Origin of the sequence: uncultured Sunxiuqinia sp., from assembly GCF_963974515.1 — a bacterium.
GTDB lineage: Bacteria > Bacteroidota > Bacteroidia > Bacteroidales > Prolixibacteraceae > Sunxiuqinia.
Window position 1 is genome coordinate 1 of sequence record NZ_CAXBDD010000025.1, and the last position, 20,690, is coordinate 20,690.

Here is a 20,690-nt window from a genome sequence, read left to right on the forward strand (position 1 = left end):
TTTTTTTGGCTCAAAAAATAATCGTGATGATCAGGTACTTCAGCAATAAGCCCGCCAAGCTATAGAAAAGCGCTTCTTTCAGGCGATGTTTTAACATGCCGGCAGCCAGCAGAATTACCGGGGAAGAGAGAGGAAGCAGGTTGAAAATAAAAATGGCGATGTTTCCATACTTGCGGATTTCGGTTTTGGCTTTCTCGTAGCGGTGTCGCCCAATCAACCGGTCAATAATGTGAAAGCTAAAGAATCGTCCAATATAATAATCCAAAAATTGTGCGGCTATGGCGGTGCTCACGGCCAGTGCATTTAACAGGTAAACATCAGCCCCCGATTTCAGATAGTAAACGAATGCCAGCTCTACCGGCATAAGCAAAAAGAACAAATAGCCTGAAAAATTGACCACGGCAAACGAAACCAGGTTTTGCTCACGGTGACCATATATTTCCTTTCCAATCGTTAAAGAAACAATGGTTATAGCCATGGCTGCCAGAATTAGAAAAGGCAGGATTTGTTTCAGCTTTTGATACGGGGTATTCATCAAACTATTTTTTTGTTCGTAATAAAATTACCAGCTTTTTGGCATAAAATCATGTTTTTTATCAAACTTTTACCAAACGGGGAGGTAGGCAGAGGCAGGGGCACAGAAACACGTACGGGATTTTTTATGCAGAGCTTACCAGCGGAATTCTGTCAACTATTTTAATGGGCATCTGTTTAATACACTAAATTCAAATGATTTTTTTATGAAAAAAATAATCTACGTTGTTTTTGTTTTGATGCATGTGAGTGCCTTTTCTCAGCACAAAATTATCATCAACATTGTTGAAAGACCCTCGTCGATGGGATTGGCGCCGGCATTTGAGACCGCCATTCCCCAAGCTGATTTGAAAATGGCTGACGACTTGTTCGAAGAGGTGATTTCGAGGGAACGATTTTTTGGCTTGATTCGCAGGAAAACAGCTCATGTAAAAGAAGGGCACGAGCGTATTACAGAGGAGTTTGTATTGGAGTCGGTGAGTCGTTCTCCCATGGTGGTTCTTTTTCAGGTCACTGATTTTTCAAGTCAAACTTACATGCGTTTCTTTTTTAAATTGGAGGATGGGTTTCTGGGCGCCCCCGGTGTGGGTTCAAAAAGTGAAATTACCAATGCCGAAGCGTTTGTGCATAACTATGCTACCCAGTTGTACGCCCAAACCTTAAGCGCTAAAATCAGCGATGAGCAAAAAGTATATTCAAGATTTGAGAAGAAATACAATAAGTTGGAACGGAAGAAGAGAAGGATTGAGAAACGCTATTTTAGGGGACAGCCGAAGATGAGTCCCGACAATTCGGACGGTGATTTGATTGATGTTGAGCAGGCTGTTTCGGAAGAGGCAAATTTTCAAAACGAGAAGAAAAAAGGACAGAAGAAAATCAGGCGCGTCCAGAAAAAGCAAGCGAAATGGGAAGCCCGGATGAGAAATCAACAAATAGTAATCGACAAGCTGAAACAGGAATTGAACGCCATTGATTGAGCCGGATAAGGCTCCTTTACGGTTCCTTGCCAGCAGTGCAATGCCCGGCAAAAACTAGTAACTGCCCAGGTTTCCGACTGAAAAGTTACAGGAACCTGGGCGGATTTCCTGATCCGTGTCGCTGTCCTTTTTTGTTGGGCTAGGGAGCCACTGCCTGCATAATCAAGCCGCACATCCAGGCGGCATAGGTTCCGAGGGCATAGCCTAAAACAGCCAGCAAAACGCCCACCGGAGCCAGCGATGGATGGAAGGCCGCAGCAACAACTGGCGCACTGGCCGCCCCGCCAATATTGGCTTTGCTTCCAACGGCCAAGAAGAAATACGGGGCCTTAATAATGACAGCAACAATAAAGAGCAGAAGCACGTGGATCAGCATCCAGATGCCCCCAACGGCAAATAGTCCGATATTGTCAAAGATTTTGGTGATATCCATTTTCATTCCAATGGTTGCGACCAGAATATATATGAAGATGGTGCCAATTTTCGATGCTCCGGCACCTTCGTAGTTGCGCAGCCTGGTAAACGACAGGCCAATACCTATGGTTGTTGCCAATATGATCAGCCAAAAGAATTTCGACGTTAAGCTGAATTTGTTCAGAAATGGTGCATTGACTTCAATATAGGGTGCAATAAAATCGGCAACCAAGTGAGCCAATCCGGTTACACCAAGCCCTATGCCCAGGATGACCATGATATCGGTGGTACTTGGAATCCGGGCCGTTTTCAGACTAAAATTGTGCATTTTTTCCTGCAGGTGATGAACACTACTGGCATCAGCCTTGAAAAATTTGTCGATTCGATTGGCTTTTCCAACGCCGATCAGCAAAAAGGCCATCCACACTTCTGCCACCAGTACGTCAATTGTAATCATGATGGAGTACAGCCTGTCCGATGGTTCGAAAATCTCATACATGGCTGCCTGGTTGGCGCCTCCCCCAATCCAGCTTCCGGCAATGGTTGTCATTCCTCGCCACACGGCCTCAGGTCCGGCTCCACTAATCAGATCGGGGTTAAACGCCGAAACAATTATGATGGCTAGCGGGCCGCCAATGATTACGCCTACCGTTCCGGTTAAGAACATGATCAGCGCCTTGCTTCCCAGTTTGAATACTTCTTTCAAATCGATGCTCAGGGTGAGTAACACCAAACTGGCCGGCAACAAATAGCGCGATGCGACAAAATATAGCATGGAGTTTTCGCCATCAACAATATTGAATGTGGTTAACAGACTCGGTAGAAAATAACACAATAGCAGCATTGGAATGACCCGGTAAAACCTCTTGAACACTGGGTTGGAAGAACTGCTTGTGTAGAAAATACCCGCTAGCAACAGGATTAACAATCCTAAGATAACGGCATCATTTTCGATCAGGGCATGTGGGTGTTGTGTTTCCATGAAAATTGATTTTAGGGGACAAATCTAAGATTTTTGTTGTGGTACAGCGTGCTCTGGGCAAAATATGTTTGCCGAAATAGGAAAAAGAGCCGGATATAGAAACTCTTTTGCATGATTTTCATGATCAATTCTTTGAGCGCATGCACAGCATGAGTCTTCGACGAGGAACAACCGGCGAGATCTGTAAGCACACGAAACTCAACAGCGATCAAGTAGGGTCTCAATTACCTAATCACCTTCATATTGCATAAAGTCGGGAAAGCCGCTTTCAGTCCATCGGACAACTCGTGCACGTGTGGCGCGATTGGGATCAGACAGTTCATGCCCCTGGATTTCCTTGTAATCGCGGGCATGATAAATCATAATCACCGTTTCACCATCTTCAGCGATTGTAAACGAATTGTGGCCCGGCCCATATCGCTTTAATTCTTCGTTGGTGTAAAAAACAGGCCCTGGTGATTTGCTCCAGTTGGAAACGTCCAATAAATCGGCATCTTCATCAATCCACAACAAGCCCATACAATAGTTGTGGTTGGTAGCACTTGCCGAATAGCTGACAAATATTTTACCGCTTCGTTTGATGACAGCAGGCCCTTCATTCACATTGTATTTCATGCGTTCCCAGTTGAATTCGGGCTCTGTTAAAACCACCTCCGGACCGGTAAGAGTGGTTGGGTTTTCCATCTCCGACATGACCAGGGCAGTTCCCTGGTTACCTCCCCTGACATTTTGTGCCCAAATCAAGTACCGCTTGCCTTTGTGTTCGAATGTTGTGGCATCGAGCGAAAAAGACTCCCGTTCGGTTTTTATTTGTCCTTCCTCTTTCCATTCGCCTTCCATCGGATTTTTTGATGGGTTTGACAAGACCCACATCCGGATATTCCAGATATTTTCTGCTTCGCCGGCGGCAAAATGAATGTACCATGTTCCGTCAATCCGGTGCAACTCCGGTGCCCAGATGTGGTGCCCCATCACGCCTTGCTTATGTTTATTCCAAACCACTTTTTCTTGGGCATTTTTCAAATCGTTGATGGTGTTTGCTTTGCGTAAGACTATCCGGTCATATTCGGGAACAGTAGCAATCAGGTAATAGGTGCCGTCGTCTGTTTTGTGTACCCACGGATCAGCACGCTGCTCTGCCAGGGGATTATCAAATTCAAAGCTTTGCGAAAAAACCAGGGAGGGAAATACGATGCCCGCTGCAACAACAATAAAAATCCAGAAATACTTCATACGATAATAATTTGCTTTTGAATAATTTCGCGGAAATATACAAAAACTACGAAATAACCCATTGGCGAATTTTCACCAATCGGGCTTAATTTTCTGATTCATAAACTCCTTATACATTATCTTTCAGGGTGACAGGATTCTGCCTTCCTCGTAAACAATTTCGTACTTGATTCCTTCCAGGTCTTTAAAGAAAAGTGCATAATAGCATTCGCCATGTTGCGGGTAGAATTTGGGGTGGTCTACTATGTTTGCGCCAATTTCCTTGATCTGCAGATAAAGCTCATCAACTTCGTTGCGCGATTTTGCCTTAAAGGCGAGGTGGTGTAATGCTCCTGGTTTTCTGCGATGAATGGGCTCATCTTTAAAGGCTTCCCGAGGAGAGTTAATCGCAAACAGGAGCAATGGATGGCAGTATTCAACAACATCAAACGCATGTTCCTTTACGGTACCCTTAAATTTGTGTTCAAGACTGAAGCCTAAAATTGGCATGAGTTTATCGTAGAAAGGCTCGGCAACTTTTAAGTCTTTGACGGTAATTGTTATGTGGTCGATAATTGGTTCCATCATGCTTTAATCTTTTTTTTCTTTCTGTGAGGTATTTACTTTTAGATTTCTAAAAAGTCAAAATATTTGACCAGTTTAAAATATACATGATTAAAGCAGTGCCCAGTGTGCTAACAAATATTGAACCTTGCCAGAAATAAACTCTTGTACCTCCCAGTTTCCACATCTTTTTACCAAATTCGTTTTTATAATAAACGTTCAGCGTTTTATAAAAAAGAAAATTTAGGATTAAAAAAAATATTAGCGCTAATGTTATTAACCAAGTTTTGTCCATTTATCGATTTTTCAGTTTATGTGTTTTAATCTGCTCCCCTGGGGTTGCCCCAAGTCTGTTGCAGTTTCGAGTCGCTAACGTTTGTGCATGTTTGGAAAAGCAGGTTGCAAATTTCGACCATCAGCCCGCCAACTTTAATGTTTATTCCGTAGAGGAGATATTTTTGTTGCAAAATCGATCGCGAAAATATAAGGGATTACAAAGGTTGTTTCAACTAATTGTTGAACAGAAAAAATGCTGTCAGGTTTTACAATAAGAGGCACAGTAGTTACAAGAACATAAAAGAAAAGGATACTAATGGCGTACCTTCTAATCGATAGAATTCCGGGACACCCCTTTGTTTTAACCTGAAAAAGATAGGCAATCATTGTCATTGTGGCGAGAATCCAAGTTACGTTTACAGCTAAAAAGGCAGCTTTTTCCCAAGTTGATTCAAACATGTCGGAGAATAGACGACTTTTTAAAACAACTTCAGAAATAAGCATAATAAGAATAGAAATTTTCAGGGCCTTAAATTTATAATGTCTGAAATAATCAAATATTGCAAGCATGATAGATCCATAAAGGATAATATAGGTCATATTCAGAACAATCACCTGCAAGGAATTCATTTCTTCGAGACCATTAAAAAAGAAGAACAACCGGAGTATTAAGATGTACAAAATCATACAAAGCGAGCATAGAATGATCGCATTCCTCCTTGTCTTGCTAATTGTGTAATTCATAGCATTATATTTTAGGTCTCTGTTGTTGTAGCTTGGCTACTGGTACATCCGGTCATTGGCGTTAACCGGCTCAATGAATTTAAATCTGATGTCGTAATGTCCTTGCTTTATTTCTTCATCTTTTCAAATTCCAGGCTGGCCATAATAAACGGGCCGAACACTTTACCCTCTGTGTCGTTGTTTATGGTTACATCACTGCCGCATAAGTAGTAGTCGGCATCTCCTTTGCGATTGTTGCTTAAGCCTGCCGATTCACAGCTTTGAATGATTTTGATTTTTCCGTCGGATTCCTCCACAATAAACTGGTCGATAAGACCTTTGTATGCTTTTGTGGCAACGGGCATGTACGTCTCACGGTCCAGCAGTCCCAGACGAATCCCTTTGAGGTAAGCGTAGGTAAACATCGATGAGGCCGATGATTCCAGGTAGTTATTTACCCCGCAGGAACTTGTTTTGTTGCCGTCGTATTGCAGCAGTTGATACCAGCAACCTGAAGCAGCGTCCTGGCGGGCTTTTAGTCCGTCAGCCACTTGATTGACATAGCTCACCAGCCGAGCTCGAGCCGAATGATCATCGGGCATATTTTCAAGCACATCTACTAAGGCTGCAAAGAACCAACCCATGCCGCGCCCCCAGAACTCCTGCGAGCGTCCTGTTTCAGGATCGGCCCAGAAAGAGGAGGCTGCATTTTGCGGTTCGGCCGACCAGGCGTGATAGTTCAGCTTCTTCTCCGCATCCCAGGTGTACGCAAAAATGGTGTCGAATTGCAAGGCAATATCATCCCACGATTTGTTGTTGTCCGTTTCACCTTCCTCCATGCCAAAGTTTCCCTGCCATTCGGCATACAAGGCGGGTCCCATGTACAGCCCGTCCAGCCACATCTGATTCACATATTGCTTTTTGTGCCAGAATCCTCCGGCACCGGGAAGTGGCGTAGCAATGCGCTTGTGCTCATATTTAAGTTTGTTGCGGCAAATCGTAATATTCTCTTTGTATGTTTCCGCTTTGTCGTTTAGTTCTCTGGCTTTCGCGGCCCGGTAAAGCTCAAAATAAATCTTCCCGGCGTTCAGGTCGTCGATGTTGCTTTCGCCCAGTTTCATGTGGGTGTGGTCGGCATAGTCTTCCACGGCGTCGAAGAAAGGAGCACTCCAGGCTTGGTCCTGGTAATGTTCCCAGGTCATGACGATGGCTTTCGCAACCAGCCCGGGAACATAATCCCATTCAATATTTCGTTCGGTCATTGCTGTTTTAAAGTGAGTGGTTTCCGATTTATTTCTGAAATCACCCATGCGGGAGTTAATAATCCAGCGGGAGTAAATGGTGTCAGGATGAAATTCCGCGGCAAAGGACGAGCTTGCATTAAATAATCCAATAGCGCTGATTACGAGAATTTTGAGTGTATTTATTTTCATTGAGGCAGATTGAATTTTTACAAATATTACAAAATAAAGCAATTTAAGGAAATGGATGGTTAAGTTTTGTCACTCGCTTAGTTTTTTTTACTCAGGCATAGCTTACATCGGTCTCGTTTTGAAATGTCAATTGAGTAGTGATGTTGATGCTTTGAACAGATTTTTTTCTCATTTCGTTTGTGTTTGTTAGGCGGGGATAACTTTCTGGTTGCTGTTTTGCGCAAATCCCAAGTTGCCCGCCTTTCGCTCAGATAAGTTCCAGGGCGAGTCTTCGTTGTAACCATTGTCGTAGTTTCGGCGTGGTTTATACTAGGTTTTAACTTGATTTTACTAGTGAGCTAACAGAAACCGATTATAAACTTTGGACTTAATCCGGCAAGAATAGGTCGGAAAAGCAGCATGAAGAAGGTCTGTTTTGTGTGAGGGTTGAAAGACTAAACACCGATGTCAGGCATATGGATTTTTGTTTTCTAAAACAGATGGATGAGCAAGCAGATTTGCCATTTTCTGGCTCGTAATTTTGGCTTAAAAACCAATGCGCTGCATTTTGAGCTGCTGCCGCGCGCCTTGCCGATCCAGATCTTGGCAAAGCACAAAAACAAGCTCTTTCAGTTGGAAGCCTTATTGTTTGGAACTGCGGGTTTGCTCAACGAACGGTTGTTGGGCGATGACTATTTCCTGGCACTGCGGAAAAAATATTCCTTTCTGCATAAAAAAATTACCAGCTCAAGCCCATTGAGTCGCATCTGTGGAAGTTTTTGCGCCGGCGTCCGGTCAATTTTCCTACCGTTCGACTGGCGCAGTTCGCGGTTTTGCTTCACCATTCGCCCGCCTTGTTTTCAAGCTTGGTCGAATTGGATAATTTTCTGAAATCCGCGCGTTGTTTCGCGTTCAGTCATCAGAATACTGGGACACGCATTACCGGTTTAAAAAGCCGTCGTCTAAACGAACCAAGGCGCTGGCCGAATCGGCCTTTCACAACATCCTGATCAATACGGTGGTGTCGTTTTTTTTGTGTGTGGCGAATACCACAACCGACAAAACCTGAAAGACAAAAAAGCACTGGAGTTTCTGGAAAAGATTCCGGCCGAACACAATTCCATTCTTTCAAACTGGAAAAAGCTTGGGGTTCCGGTGCGCTCAGCTTTCGACAGTCAGGCGCTGGTTCAGATGAAGAACAACTATTGCACACGCAAAAAATGCTGGAACTGTCATTTGGGAATCAAACAGATCAACCCCGCTGATTAATACACCTCCAGGTTTGAAAGAACCGGGCAGGCTTTAGAATCCAGAATCCGGATGCGTAGCTGATCGGTTTTCACGCCATCAATCGGTACAATGCGCTTGTAGCCGATGGTGGTTGCTTCGCCAATGGTTGTCCATTCGCCATCCTGGTTCGCTTCAATGCTGAAAGCTTTCACACGCTGCCCCAGTTGGATATATTCCTGCAACAAGACGTAGTTAACAGTTTGCTCCTGTCCCAAGTTAACGACCAGCTCGGCTGTGTTTTGGTCGTCATTGGTTGTCCAGTACGTTTCCGAATTCGTGTCGGTCAGGTTTTGTGCGCCGTAAACGTCTGATTTTCCCCGGGTGGCAGAGGCCTGTACCGGAGCATTCTCAGCCAGGTTGGTGGAAAATGCTTCATCGAGCATGGCTTTCCACTGCTGAAGGGCTGCCACATCATTTTCGTGAATCAAACCACGCCGGTCGGGCGGAATGTTCAGCAAAAGGTTGGATCCACGTCCCACCGATTCGAGGTAAATTTTAAACAGATTTTCCGGCGACCGGACTTTGTCATCCTCATGGGCATGGTAAAACCAGCCAGGGCGAATGGATACATCCACTTCCGCAGGAACCCAGCTGGTGCCGTCCTCCGATCCGCGGTTCAGCAGCTCGGTGATTCCCGGCTTTCCGGCATACAAGGTGTCAATGCTGATGGTGTTCCAGTTGGTTTCGCCAACGAATCCCCGTTCGTTTCCACACCAGCGAATATCGGGCCCGGCATCACTAAAGAAAATCACCTCGGGCTCAATTTCCCGAATCATATTCAATGTGGTTGGCCAGTCGTAATAGGTTTTGCCATCAATGCTGCGCGTTTCGTTGGCGCCGCCGTAGTAGCCGTCGCCACCGTTGGCTCCGTCAAACCACATTTCGAAAACGGGGCCATACGCGTGAAACAGTTCTTTCAGTTGGTTGCGATAATATTCCACATATTCCGGTTTCCCATATTCCGGATGGTTGCGATCCCAGGGCGAGAGGTAAACGCCAAACTTCAGATCATACTTTTTGCAAGCTTCGTAAACCTCTTCCACTACATTTCCTTCTCCATTTTTGTAGGGGCTGGCGGCAATATCGTGGTTGGTGTATTCGCTTGGCCACAGGCAAAAGCCATCGTGGTGCTTGCAAGTCAGGATGATTCCCTTCAATCCGGCTTCTTTGATGGTTCTTGCCCATTGTTCGGCATCCAGTCCGGTGGGGTTAAAAACCGTCGGACTTTCGTCGCCAAACCCCCATTCCTTGTCCGTAAAAGTGTTCGTCGTGAAATGGATGAAGGCGTATTGTTCCAGTTGGTGCCAGTTCAATTGACGCTCCGTTGGTACAGGGCCAACGGCTTCGGGTACCGGAGGAACCGGCTTGCTGCATGCTGAAAACAACAGGGCAATAAACAGGAAGGCAAAAGTGAGTCGGTTGGTGGCGTGAAGCTGATTCCGGGCAGGCAATTGGTCTGATGCGTAGTTTGTTCGAAAGAATGTGTGAATCATCTTTTTCAGGTTTAAATTGTGCTATCAAAAATAGTAAAAAGAACCCAGCGTTATGCTGGGCTGTGCTGAAATTTGGAAAACTTTTCAATTGGTTCTTTATGAACGGGGTTTTTCAGGGGAAAAAGAATTCATCAAAATTGAAAATCAAAGAAATTTACGTACTTTTGCGACAGTTTTTGAAATTAATTTTAAGCGGTTGTTATTGAGAGCGATGCGACGGCTTAAAGATTGTATCACTTTTAAATTAGAAAAAAATGTATTTGACTTCTGAAACAAAAAAAGAGTTTTTTGAAAAGTTTGGTAAAAATGCAGAGGACACAGGTACTGCCGAAGGCCAAATCGCCTTGTTCTCCTTTCGTATTGCTCACCTAACCGAGCACCTGAAAAAGAATAAAAAAGACTACAGCACCCAGCGTGCCTTGGTCCGGTTGGTAGGAAAGCGTCGTAACTTGCTTGATTACCTGAAGGATAAAGATATCGAGAGATATCGTGCAATTATTAAAGAATTGAAATTACGTCGATAATTTTCACAGAGAAAGGGCAATAGTTTTATTGCCTTTTCTTATTTTTGAAATCCCCACCACCATTCGACTTAGTTCGTATTGTTAAATTTTATCTCAAAAATTGATTATGAATCAAATTATTAAAACAATTGACCTTGGCGATGGCCGGACAATTACGATCGAAACCGGTCGTTTGGCCAAACAAGCCGACGGAGCAGTTGTCGTTAGAATGGGTGACACCATGTTGCTGGCCACTGTGGTTTCAGCTAAAGAAGCTAAAGAAGATGTTGACTTTATGCCGGTATCGGTTGATTACCGCGAGAAATTCTCGGCCGCAGGTCGTTTCCCGGGTGGGTTTTTAAAACGCGAAGCTCGTCCGAGCGACGACGAAATTTTGGTTGCCCGTTTGGTTGACCGTGCGCTTCGCCCTTTATTTCCAGCTGACTACCACGCCGAAACTGCGGTGATGATCAGCCTGATCTCTTACGATGCCAATGTCATGGCAGATTCTTTGGCCGGACTGGCCGCTTCGGCTGCTATTGCCGTTTCTGATGTTCCTTTCGAAGCGCCAATCTCTGAGGTGCGCGTGGGACGCGTTGCTGGTGAGTTTATCGTTAACCCAAGCAGTGCCCAGTTGGCCGAAGCCGATATCGATATCATGGTGGCTGCTACTTATGATAATATTATGATGGTGGAAGGCGAAATGGATGAAGTATCGGAAGAAGAGATGCTTGAAGCCATTAAAGTTGCCCATGAAGCCATTAAAGTGCATTGCAAAATTCAGGAAGAATTGGCTGCTGAAGTGGGTGTTGTGAAACGTGAATATTGTCACGAAGTAAACAATGCGGAGCTGAAAGCTAAAGTAGAGGCCGATTTATTTCCTGCCTGCTACGATTTGGCTAAACAGCAAATTAAAGACAAGCAACTTCGGATTGAATCGTTTGGAAAAATTGTAGACGAGTATGTGGAAGCCTACAAGGAAGCCAACGCCGAAAATGAAGAAATCGACCTGGTACAGGATGAAAAGCTGATTCGCCGCTACTATCACAAAGTGGAAGGTGAAGCCATGCGCCGCATGATCCTGGATGACGGCATTCGTCTGGATGGCCGTAAGACCAACGAAATCCGCCCAATTTGGGGTGAAGTGGATTATTTGCCGGGAGCACATGGTTCAGCCATCTTTACCCGCGGTGAAACCCAATCGCTTTCGTCGATTACGCTGGGAACAAAAATGGACATTAAAAAGATTGATAATGTGACCTTCCAGGGAACAGAGAAATTCCTCTTGCACTATAACTTCCCGCCATTTTGTGTCGGCGAAGCCAAAACGCCCCGCGGCTTAGGACGTCGCGAAATTGGTCATGGAAACCTGGCATTCCGCGCGCTGAAACGAATGATCCCGCAAGACTTTCCTTATGTGGTACGTGTGGTTTCGGATATTCTGGAATCAAATGGATCCTCATCAATGGCAACGGTTTGTGCCGGTACCATGTGTATGCTGGACGCCGGAATGAAAATGAAACGTCCGGTTTCAGGTATCGCTATGGGATTGATTAAAAGTGACGATAAGTTTGCCGTGCTTTCCGATATCCTGGGTGATGAAGATCACTTGGGCGACATGGACTTCAAAGTAACAGGAACCGAAAAAGGAATTACCGCTACCCAGATGGACATTAAAGTGGACGGACTTTCGTACGAGATTTTGTCAACAGCTTTGATGCAGGCGAAAGAAGGCCGCCAGCATATTCTTGGCAAGATTTTGGAAGTGATTCCTGAGCCACGTGCTGAGTACAAACCGAATGTTCCACGAGTGGAAACCATTCAGATTCCGAAGGATATGATTGGACCAATCATTGGACCTGGAGGGAAGAATATTCAGCAAATGCAAGAAGAGACCAATACTGTGATCGTGATTGAAGAACGCGACAATTATGGTTGGGTGGAAATTTCAGGCTTGAACAAAGAAGCGCTGGAAGCTGCCAAAGAACGCGTGAAGCGGATTATTGCACTTCCTGAAAAAGGCGAAACCTACAAAGGGAAAATTAAAAACATCACTACTTTCGGCGCTTTTGTTGAAATCATGCCTGGCAAAGAAGGTTTGCTGCATATTTCTGAAATTACCTGGGAGCGTTTGACCAATGTGGAAGATGCCCTGAAGGTAGGCGATGAAATTGAAGTAAAACTGCTGGACATTGACCGTGATGGAAAACTGAAACTTTCACGCAAAGCCCTGCTTCCAAAACCAGAAGGTTACGTGGAGCGCGAGCGCAGTGATCGAGGAGGCGACCGCGGAGGTGATCGTCGTCCGCCACGTGGAGACAACCGCGGAGGTAGAGATAGCCGTGATGGAAGAGGTCGTGACAGCCGTGATCGTGGAGACCGTCGGCCGCCAAGAGAAAACAGAGAATAATTCTTATTGATAATAATTGAATGCCCGCTTGACGGGCATTTTTTTCTTAAGATTATGGAACAATGGAATCAAAAAATAGCAGAGCAGCTGAAGCAAGAGCTGAACGATGTTAAAGAACGGGACCTGCGTTTCTTTCGCATTGCCGAATACCTGCGCATGGTGAAGCGGGTGGACGATTTTTCGGAGACTTGTCAGCAATGCAAAAAATTTCAAGCTGAGATTGAACGGGAAGTCAAAACAATCCGCCTGGCGGTAACCGAAACAGGCAAGGAGCGGCGAACCTACGACCGGCATATTGACCAACTGGCCCGTCACATGAAAAAGGAACATGGCTTTTTCCCGCCGTATTATTATACCTATTCGTACAGCTTTTTCTACACCTTGATTGCCGCAATCATTGGATTGCTGATCAGTTTGCTTTTTCCATCCATCGATCGCTGGTTTTTTGTTGTTCCGGGCATCATCGTCGGCTTAATGGCCGGACAGCTGATTGGGAACCGAAAGGATTCGCAGATTCGGTCAAATAATAAGTTGTTGTAATGATTTATTCTTGCTGAATGTCGATCGGTTTTTTATTGTAAAAAGCCAAGACATTCGCAGATGAAGCTTTTTATTTACCTCTTAGTTTTCGTATCGATGAATTCCCGTATCAACAAGCAGACGATAGAATATCCGGTAACCAAAAAGGAAGCTACCAAAGACGTTTATTTTGAAATCGAAGTGGACGATCCTTACCAATGGCTTGAAGCTGATCATTCGGGAGAAACAGCCGACTGGGTGAAAGCTCAAAATAGAACAACCTTTGGCTACCTGGCAACCTTGCCCAATCGAGAAAAGATCAAGCAACAGCTCACTGACTTGCTCGACTATCCAAAGCATGGCACCCCGTTTAAGAAAGCCGGGAAATACTTCTTCTTTAAAAATGATGGTCTTCAAAACCAAAACGTTTTATATCGAACCACCGATTTGACTGCCGAGGCCGAAGTTATTCTTGATCCGAATACCCTGTCGGATGATGGCACGGTCGCTTTGTCGCAGGTTGAAGTTTCGGACGACGGGAAACACCTGGCGTATATGGTCACCAAGTCGGGCTCGGATTGGAACGAGATCTTTGTGAAAGACCTTGAAACCGGGAAACTGCTGGACGACCATATTGAGTGGGTCAAGTTTTCGGGCCTGGCCTGGTATGATGATGGTTTGTTTTACAGTGCCTACAACAAGCCTGAAGAGGCGAAAAAGCTGTCTGAATCCAACGAATTTCAAAAAATATACTACCACAAGCTGGGTACGTTGCAAGTCGATGATCAACTGGTCTTGGAAGATCGGAATCAACCCAGACGCCTGTTCGGTGCCGGGGTAACCGACGACAAACGATTTTTGGTCATTTCCATGAGTGAAGCTTCTCATGGTAATGCGATGTTGGTGAAAGACTTGTCGGACAAGGCCAGCGACTATGTCCCCTTGATGAAAAGTTTTGATTATGAGTTTCATGTGGAGAATAATCTCGGCGACAGTTTATTCGTTCGAACCAACTATCAGGCGCCGAAATATCGCTTGGTGAAAATCAATATCAACCAGCCCGAAGAGGAGAACTGGATGGAGACCATCCCCGAAAAGAAGGAGGTGCTTCAAACCGTCAATTTTGTGGGTGGGCGAATTGTGGCTGAATATATGAGAGATGCTCACAGCGTGGTTGAAGTGTATCAGTACGACGGGGCTTTTGAATACGAAATCAAACTGCCCGGTATTGGAACCGTGGATGGTTTTTCAGGTGAAAAAAACGATCCGGAGGTGTTCTACAGCTATTCGTCATTTAATACACCAGGCGAAGTTTACAACTACGATTTTGAAAAAAAAGAAGGCCGTTTGTTTTTTCGTCCGAATGTCAATTTCAATCCCGACGAGTTTGTGGTGAAGCAGGAGTTCTATGAATCGAAAGACGGTACGCCGGTTCCGATGTTCATCGTGCATAAGAAGGGAGTGGAGATGAATGGGAACAATCCCACCTTGTTGTATGGCTATGGTGGATTTAATGTGAGCCTGACTCCTTCGTTTTCGACCACGCGCATGGTGTTTATTAACAGTGGCGGAGTGCTGGCCGTGGCAAATCTTCGCGGGGGCGGGGAGTATGGCGAAGCATGGCACCAGGCAGGTACCAAGCTCAACAAGCAAAATGTGTTTGATGATTTTTTTGGCGCTGCCGACTATTTAATCACCCAAAATTATACATCGAGCGAAAAGCTGGCCATTATGGGGGGCTCGAACGGTGGACTATTGGTGGGCGCCGTCATTAACCAAGGCCCGGAATTGTTTAGAGTAGCGCTGCCTGCCGTCGGTGTGATGGATATGCTCCGTTTTCATCGGTTCACCATTGGCTGGGCCTGGGCTGGCGATTATGGCACCAGCGACGACAGCCCGGAAATGTTCGAATACCTTAATGGCTATTCGCCTTACCACAATATCCGGAAGGGCGTGGATTATCCCGCCGTATTGGTCACGACCGCCGACCATGACGACCGCGTGGTGCCTGCACATTCTTTTAAATACATCGCCCGGCTGCAGGAACTGCATACAGGACCGATGCCGGCTTTGATTCGTATTGATACCAAGGCCGGACACGGGGCAGGAAAGCCAACGGCCAAGTTGATTGACGAATACACCGATGTTTGGTCGTTTGTATTTTATCATTTGGAAATGAAGCTGTCGTAAGCTTGACAAATCCCCTGAAAATATTGTATTTTTATTTCCCGGAAGTCAAGCGACCCTCTGGGATTATTTTTTGTATGAAGATCAATTACTTAGTTATAGAAGGAAATATTGGATCGGGGAAAACCACCCTGGTGAATAAGATCGCCGATGATTTTGGTGCGCGGACATTGCTGGAGGGTTTCGACGACAACCCGTTTTTGCCCAAGTTTTATGCCGATCCGGAAAAATTCGCTTTCCCACTTGAGATGTCGTTTATGGCTGACCGCTACAACCAACTGAAACGAAATATTCGCGAATTTGAGTTGTTCAGCTCCTTTTTGGTTACGGATTATTATTTTATGAAATCGCTCATCTTTGCGCAGACTACCCTTTCTGCCGACGAATACATGCTCTATGAGCGATTTTTTAATATCATTTATGAAAAATTGCCCAAGCCTGACCTATATGTCTATCTGCATGCTGATGTCGACAAGCTAATGCAGAACATTACCAAACGCGGGCGTTCCTACGAGCAAAATATCAGTGCAGGGTATTTGGCAGAAATCACGCAGGGGTACTTTCGATTTTTTAAGCGGCAAAACGATTTTCCGATTTTGGTGGTCGATACCAATCAAATTGACTTCGTAAAGAACCAGAATGATTATCAAAAACTTCTAGGGATAATATTCGAAAACGACTATCCACGTGGGATTAACAGGGTTCTGATCGATTAAAAAAGTGGTTGGTATGCTTTCATTTCATCAAAACATTGCTAATTTTGTGAACAAGTACCGAATGAATTCAAAATTAAACATTTTAATACTGTCAACATGAGAAAAATTAGTTTTAAACCTCTGGCCTTTTTTGCTTTGGCTGCTGTCCTTTTCGCCGGTTGTTCCGGTCTTCAGAAAATGAAGAAGAATGCAGATCAAATTGATTTCAAAGTAACCCCTGAGATTCTTGAAGCCCACGGTGGCGACGTTGATGTTGCTATTGACGGACGTTTTCCTGCGAAATACTTTAATAAGAAAGTCACCTTGGTGGCAACACCTGTTTTAACTTACGAAGGTGGCGAAACAGCTTTTGAGTCGGTAACGGTTCAAGGTGAAAAAGTAGATGCGAACAACAAAGTGATCAGTTATACAAACGGAGGAAACTTCGCCTATAATGATGCTGTCGCTTATGACGACGAGATGCGTGTTTCGGATCTTGAGATTCGTATTACAGCATCAAAAGGCTCGAAAAGCGTTGATTTTGAACCCATCAAAGTCGCCGATGGTGTATTGGCCACTTCTGAAATGGTGATTAACTATCCTTCTCCAATTTTAGGTGTTCAACGTGAAAAAAACACCACCGGAGTTTATGACCCAAACATTGATGCATTCCAACGTATCGTACCAGACCAGTACGTCGCTGACATTCACTACCTGATCAATAGCGCTTACGTTCGTGGTACCGAGTTGAATAGCGAAGATGTGGAGCAACTGTACGCATATACGAAAGATGCTTTCGATGCGGAACGTAAAGAACTGAAAGGTGTTGAAATTTCGGCTTATGCTTCTCCTGATGGTGAGTTGGACTGGAATACGAAACTGTCACAGCAACGCGAAAGCTCTTCGAACCAAGTGGTTGCAAGAGAATTGAAAAAAGCGGAAGTTGAAGCAGAACTGAAAACAAAATTCACTCCCGAAGACTGGGAAGGATTCCAGGAAATGATGGAGAAGTCAAACATTCAGGATAAAGAATTGATCTTGCGTGTTTTGTCTATGTACTCAGATCCTGAAGTTCGCGAGCGCGAAATCAGAAACTTGTCTTCTGCATTTACTGTTGTGGCCGATGAAATTCTTCCTAAACTGCGTCGCGCAAAGATCGCTGCCAGTGTTGATCTGATTGGTAAAACAGATGAAGAAATTGCTGCTTTGGCCGATTCAGATCCTGCATCATTGAATCCTGCTGAGTTGCTTTATGCTGCTACTTTGACTGACGACCAGAACAAAAAACTGGCGATCTACAATTCATTTATCAAAGTCTATCCGCAAGACTGGAGAGGACCGAACAACGCTGGTATGGTGTTGGCACAACAAGGTAAATACGGTGAGGCAAAACCATTGTTTGAAAAAGCCGAAGGTCTTGCAACAGATGAGCCTATCATTAAAAACAACTTGGGTGCTGTAGCCTTGTACGAAGGTGATATCGAAAAAGCTGAGACTTTGTTTGGTGCCGCTTCAGGCGCCGGCGACGAAGTAAACTACAACCTGGGTATTGTAGCCCTGAAAAAAGGTGAATACGACAAAGCTGTTCAATTGTTTGGCGACAGCGATTCTCCAAACGTTGGCCTGGCTAAAATTTTGGCCGGTGACAACAATGGCGCTTTAAAATCATTGGAAAATTGCACTTGGGAAGGTTGCTTCATGAAAGAATACTTCAAAGCAGTGGTTGGTGCGCGTACAGCCAAGGAAAACCTGATGTACGAAAGCCTCGAAAAAGCGGTCGAAATGAAACCTGAGTTGAAAGAAAAAGCAGCTTCTGATTTGGAATTTGCAAAATACTGGGATGATCCAAAATTCCAGGCAATTGTTGACTAATCACAAGCTTTAAGCATACAAAAAAAAGCGGCCTCAAACGGGGTCGCTTTTTTTTGTATGCTGGCTTTTCAATTGAGCCTTGAGGTCTTGACTGGGCCTTGTCCTTAGTACCGGAATTTTTTAAACAAGTCCCACAAAACAATGCCGGCGCTGACGGAGATGTTAAAGGAGTGTTTGATGCCAAACTGTGGAATTTCGATGGCCCCATCGCACAGGTCAATCACCTTTTGTTGTACGCCTTTCACTTCGTTGCCAAAAACAAGTGCCAGCCGGTCGTTCTCTTCTACTTCAAAATCCGGAAGCAGGATGCTGTTCTCCACTTGCTCAATGGCGAACACTTTGTAGCCGACTTCTTTTAGCTTGAGAACCGAGTCTTCAGTTTTTTCGAAGTAGCTCCAGGGAACCGACTTTTCGGCATCCAAGGCTGTTTTATGAATTTCCTTATTGGGAGGCGTGGCTGTAATGCCGCATAAGTGTACCGCCTCAATCAGCAAGGCATCGGAGGTTCTGAATAAGGAGCCAATGTTGTTGCAGCTGCGGATGTTGTCCAAAACCACCACCAGCGGTGTCTTGTTGGTTTGTTTATATTCTTCGGCGCTGATACGCCCCAGTTCGTTTGTTCTTAGTTTACGCATGTCAGTGGTTTACCATTCAACTGCTTTTCGTCGGAAAGGCATGCTCATGCATCGGGCACCCCCGCCGCCTCGGGCCAACTCGGAGCCGGCAATGGTGATGACACATTTTCCGCCCTTCGGGAGTTCTGCTTTTCCGCTGATATAATCTTCGGCCTTGATGACTTCAAACCCATTCTTGTTGAGTTCTTCCACGGTGTTCACATTGCGTTCGTAGCCGATGACCTGCCCGGGAGCAATGGCCAAAAAGTTGGCACCGCTGTGCCACTGTTCACGTTCCTGTGTCCAGATATCTTTACTCCCGCCACAATGGATCGGTTTTAAATCCATCCCCAGTTTTCTCAAAGCTTTTGGTAGGTTTTTTTCTTCTGTTATGCTGGTTACTTCGCCATTTTCAATCTGAATATGAATGGTGTGGTAGCGATTGGTGCCCAGGATCAGTGGTTCGTAAACCATGCAGGCGTCGCGGTCCAAAAATGTAAAGACCATGTCGAGATGAATGAATGATTCGGGCATATCGGGCAGCTCCTGGATCAGGATATGTTGAATTTTTTCTTTCTTTTCTTTAATGTTTTCAAGAATAAAATCAATGCCTTCGGTGCTGGTTCGAATGCCAGTTCCAATCACCAATACATCTTTGCGGGCAACTTGGAAATCACCGCCTTCGATCATACGGTTTTTGCCGATTGTCAGTTCGTTCGGCTGAAATGGATTGATGGTCTTGGCTTCAAGCATGGGGTGATTTTTGAAAATCGTTTCCATGATCATCGCTTCGCGGTCGCGCACTTTGTTGGCCATTTTGCCAATCACCACTTCATCGCGAAACGACATGGATGCATCGCGGGTAAACAAGAAGTTATGCAATGGAGCCAGACTAAAACGCTCCTGGCTCAGATAGCGCGTCAGGTTGTCGCGTTTAATCGGAACTCCCTGGATCAGTTGCCGCGCCAGTTCGTCGGACTGGATTTCGAGCAAAGCCGGCAGGATGTCTGTAGCACCCTCGGCGGTGCAGATTTCCTGCAGGAGCTTTTGGCGCACCAGATCATTGGTTAAAACTTCACTTAGGAGGTCTTTTACTTCAAAACAGCGGCTCGTTTTTGACAGCACGCCTTTCATTTGCTGATACTCTTTTCCGGCCACGGCCAAATTCAGAATGTCGCTGTACAATGCTCGCTTGGCTGTCTCGGGGGTCATTTCTTCTACTTCAAGCCCCGGTGTATGCACAATTACGCCCTCGAGTTCCCCAAACTCGGAGGTGACGTTCACGTTTAATCTTTCAGACATGATACCCTTTTCTAAAATTTGGTCAAATATAGTAACTCTAAACCGGAAGATAATCTGAAACAGGATGGTTTCGTTTCAAGTTAAATAACATGTCATTATCTTCGCATAGTAAACGATGAAACAATTATTGATCTTGATCCTGGCAGTATTTTGTCTGGCTGGTTTTGTCCGTGGGCAGCAGCCGGATTCCCTTCATTTTCTGGAAGCAATTGAGGGAGACGGGGAGACTTTGCCTCATCTTGAGTTGGACGAGATTCCGGTTTTCCCGAAACCTGAGTTTGAAAGCCGAAGAATGGAAAAGCGCTACTATCGGCTCGAACAGAAAGTGAAAAAGGTGTATCCGTACGCGCAAAAAGCAGCTGAATTGTTGATGAAGTACGAAGACGAATACCTGGCAGCCGAGAGTGACAAGGAGCGCAAGAAGTATGTGAAGCAGGTTGAAAAAGAGTTGTTTGATCAGTATGGCCCAGAGTTAAAAAAATTGTCGATTTCGGAAGGGCGGATTCTGATTAAGCTGATTGACCGCGAGACCGGACACACCTCGTACGAACTGATTAAAGATCTGAAAGGCGGGGTGATGGCATTTTTCTGGCAGGGAGTCGCCCGTATTTTCGGGAATGATTTGAAGGAAGAATACGATCCGGTGATCGAAGATCTTTTGATTGAGCAAATCATTCTGCGCATTGAGGCGGGGATGATTTAGGGGGAATT

General features: G+C 45.1%; 17 protein-coding genes and 2 pseudogenes. 10 read left to right on the plus strand and 9 right to left on the minus strand.

Annotation, left to right across the window (positions count from 1 at the left end):
- Positions 1–10: 10 nt before the first annotated feature.
- A complete protein-coding gene (locus tag AAC033_RS07960; protein ID WP_339736833.1) occupies positions 11–535 on the minus strand; it encodes a VTT domain-containing protein in 525 nt (174 codons plus the stop codon).
- Positions 536–740: 205 nt separating this feature from the next.
- On the opposite strand from AAC033_RS07960, the gene AAC033_RS07965 reads away from it, so the two are divergent.
- Positions 741–1,511 (plus strand): hypothetical protein, encoded by a 771-nt coding sequence (locus AAC033_RS07965; protein WP_339736835.1) that lies wholly within the window; start codon positions 741–743, stop codon positions 1,509–1,511.
- 139 nt (positions 1,512–1,650) lie between these two features.
- Here AAC033_RS07965 and AAC033_RS07970 read toward each other — a convergent pair whose 3' ends face one another.
- The 5 genes from AAC033_RS07970 to AAC033_RS07990 form a co-directional block, all read right to left on the minus strand.
- Positions 1,651–2,907, minus strand: a complete 1,257-nt coding sequence (locus AAC033_RS07970) for a DUF819 family protein (protein ID WP_339736837.1) — start codon at positions 2,905–2,907, stop codon at positions 1,651–1,653.
- A 228-nt stretch (positions 2,908–3,135) separates the two neighbouring features.
- Positions 3,136–4,140, minus strand: coding sequence for a glycoside hydrolase family 43 protein (locus AAC033_RS07975; RefSeq protein ID WP_339736838.1), 1,005 nt, complete (start codon positions 4,138–4,140; stop codon positions 3,136–3,138).
- A 123-nt stretch (positions 4,141–4,263) separates the two neighbouring features.
- The gene (locus AAC033_RS07980) at positions 4,264–4,707 is read right to left on the minus strand and encodes a VOC family protein (protein WP_339736840.1); all 444 of its coding nucleotides are present in this window, start codon (positions 4,705–4,707) and stop codon (positions 4,264–4,266) included.
- A 405-nt stretch (positions 4,708–5,112) separates the two neighbouring features.
- A complete protein-coding gene (locus tag AAC033_RS07985; RefSeq protein ID WP_339736842.1) occupies positions 5,113–5,703 on the minus strand; it encodes a hypothetical protein in 591 nt (196 codons plus the stop codon).
- Between the two features lie 107 nt (positions 5,704–5,810).
- Positions 5,811–7,115 carry a glycoside hydrolase family 88 protein gene (locus AAC033_RS07990; RefSeq protein ID WP_339736844.1) on the minus strand — a complete coding sequence of 435 codons (1,305 nt, stop codon included), beginning with the start codon at positions 7,113–7,115 and terminating at the stop codon, positions 5,811–5,813.
- Positions 7,116–7,598: 483 nt separating this feature from the next.
- Here AAC033_RS07990 and AAC033_RS07995 point away from each other — a divergent pair.
- Together AAC033_RS07995 and AAC033_RS08000 are read left to right on the plus strand one after the other, a co-directional pair.
- Positions 7,599–7,817 (plus strand): annotated as a pseudogene (locus AAC033_RS07995) (DUF2851 family protein); the annotation flags it as partial.
- Positions 7,818–7,873: 56 nt separating this feature from the next.
- Positions 7,874–8,163 (plus strand): annotated as a pseudogene (locus AAC033_RS08000) (DUF2851 family protein).
- Positions 8,164–8,359: 196 nt separating this feature from the next.
- Here the strand turns inward: AAC033_RS08000 and AAC033_RS08005 are convergent.
- The gene (locus AAC033_RS08005) at positions 8,360–9,877 is read right to left on the minus strand and encodes an alpha-L-fucosidase (RefSeq protein WP_339736846.1); all 1,518 of its coding nucleotides are present in this window, start codon (positions 9,875–9,877) and stop codon (positions 8,360–8,362) included.
- 254 nt (positions 9,878–10,131) lie between these two features.
- Between AAC033_RS08005 and rpsO the strand changes: the two genes are divergently transcribed.
- The 6 genes from rpsO to AAC033_RS08035 all read left to right on the plus strand — a co-directional run bounded on the left by rpsO (position 10,132) and on the right by AAC033_RS08035 (position 18,063).
- The gene (rpsO, locus tag AAC033_RS08010) at positions 10,132–10,401 is read left to right on the plus strand and encodes a 30S ribosomal protein S15 (protein WP_339736848.1); all 270 of its coding nucleotides are present in this window, start codon (positions 10,132–10,134) and stop codon (positions 10,399–10,401) included.
- Positions 10,402–10,507: 106 nt separating this feature from the next.
- Complete coding sequence (gene pnp, locus AAC033_RS08015) at positions 10,508–12,790, plus strand: polyribonucleotide nucleotidyltransferase (protein ID WP_339736850.1); 2,283 nt, start codon at positions 10,508–10,510, stop codon at positions 12,788–12,790.
- A gap of 54 nt (positions 12,791–12,844) precedes the next feature.
- Entirely contained in the window at positions 12,845–13,330 is a 486-nt protein-coding gene (locus tag AAC033_RS08020) for a Chromate resistance protein ChrB (RefSeq protein ID WP_339736852.1), read from the plus strand.
- 60 nt (positions 13,331–13,390) lie between these two features.
- Positions 13,391–15,499, plus strand: coding sequence for a prolyl oligopeptidase family serine peptidase (locus AAC033_RS08025; protein WP_339736854.1), 2,109 nt, complete (start codon positions 13,391–13,393; stop codon positions 15,497–15,499).
- 74 nt (positions 15,500–15,573) lie between these two features.
- Positions 15,574–16,212, plus strand: a complete 639-nt coding sequence (locus AAC033_RS08030; protein WP_339736856.1) for a deoxynucleoside kinase — start codon at positions 15,574–15,576, stop codon at positions 16,210–16,212.
- 96 nt (positions 16,213–16,308) lie between these two features.
- Positions 16,309–18,063: a tetratricopeptide repeat protein gene (locus AAC033_RS08035; RefSeq protein WP_339736858.1), complete on the plus strand. Its 1,755-nt coding sequence runs from the start codon at positions 16,309–16,311 to the stop codon at positions 18,061–18,063.
- Between the two features lie 104 nt (positions 18,064–18,167).
- Here the strand turns inward: AAC033_RS08035 and AAC033_RS08040 are convergent, their stop codons facing one another.
- The gene (locus tag AAC033_RS08040; RefSeq protein WP_339736860.1) at positions 18,168–18,698 is read right to left on the minus strand and encodes an RNA methyltransferase; all 531 of its coding nucleotides are present in this window, start codon (positions 18,696–18,698) and stop codon (positions 18,168–18,170) included.
- A 9-nt stretch (positions 18,699–18,707) separates the two neighbouring features.
- Positions 18,708–19,979, minus strand: coding sequence for an arginine deiminase family protein (locus AAC033_RS08045; protein ID WP_339736862.1), 1,272 nt, complete (start codon positions 19,977–19,979; stop codon positions 18,708–18,710).
- Positions 19,980–20,094: 115 nt separating this feature from the next.
- On the opposite strand from AAC033_RS08045, the gene AAC033_RS08050 reads away from it, so the two are divergent.
- Positions 20,095–20,682 (plus strand): DUF4294 domain-containing protein, encoded by a 588-nt coding sequence (locus tag AAC033_RS08050; RefSeq protein ID WP_339736863.1) that lies wholly within the window; start codon positions 20,095–20,097, stop codon positions 20,680–20,682.
- Positions 20,683–20,690: the final 8 nt, after the last annotated feature.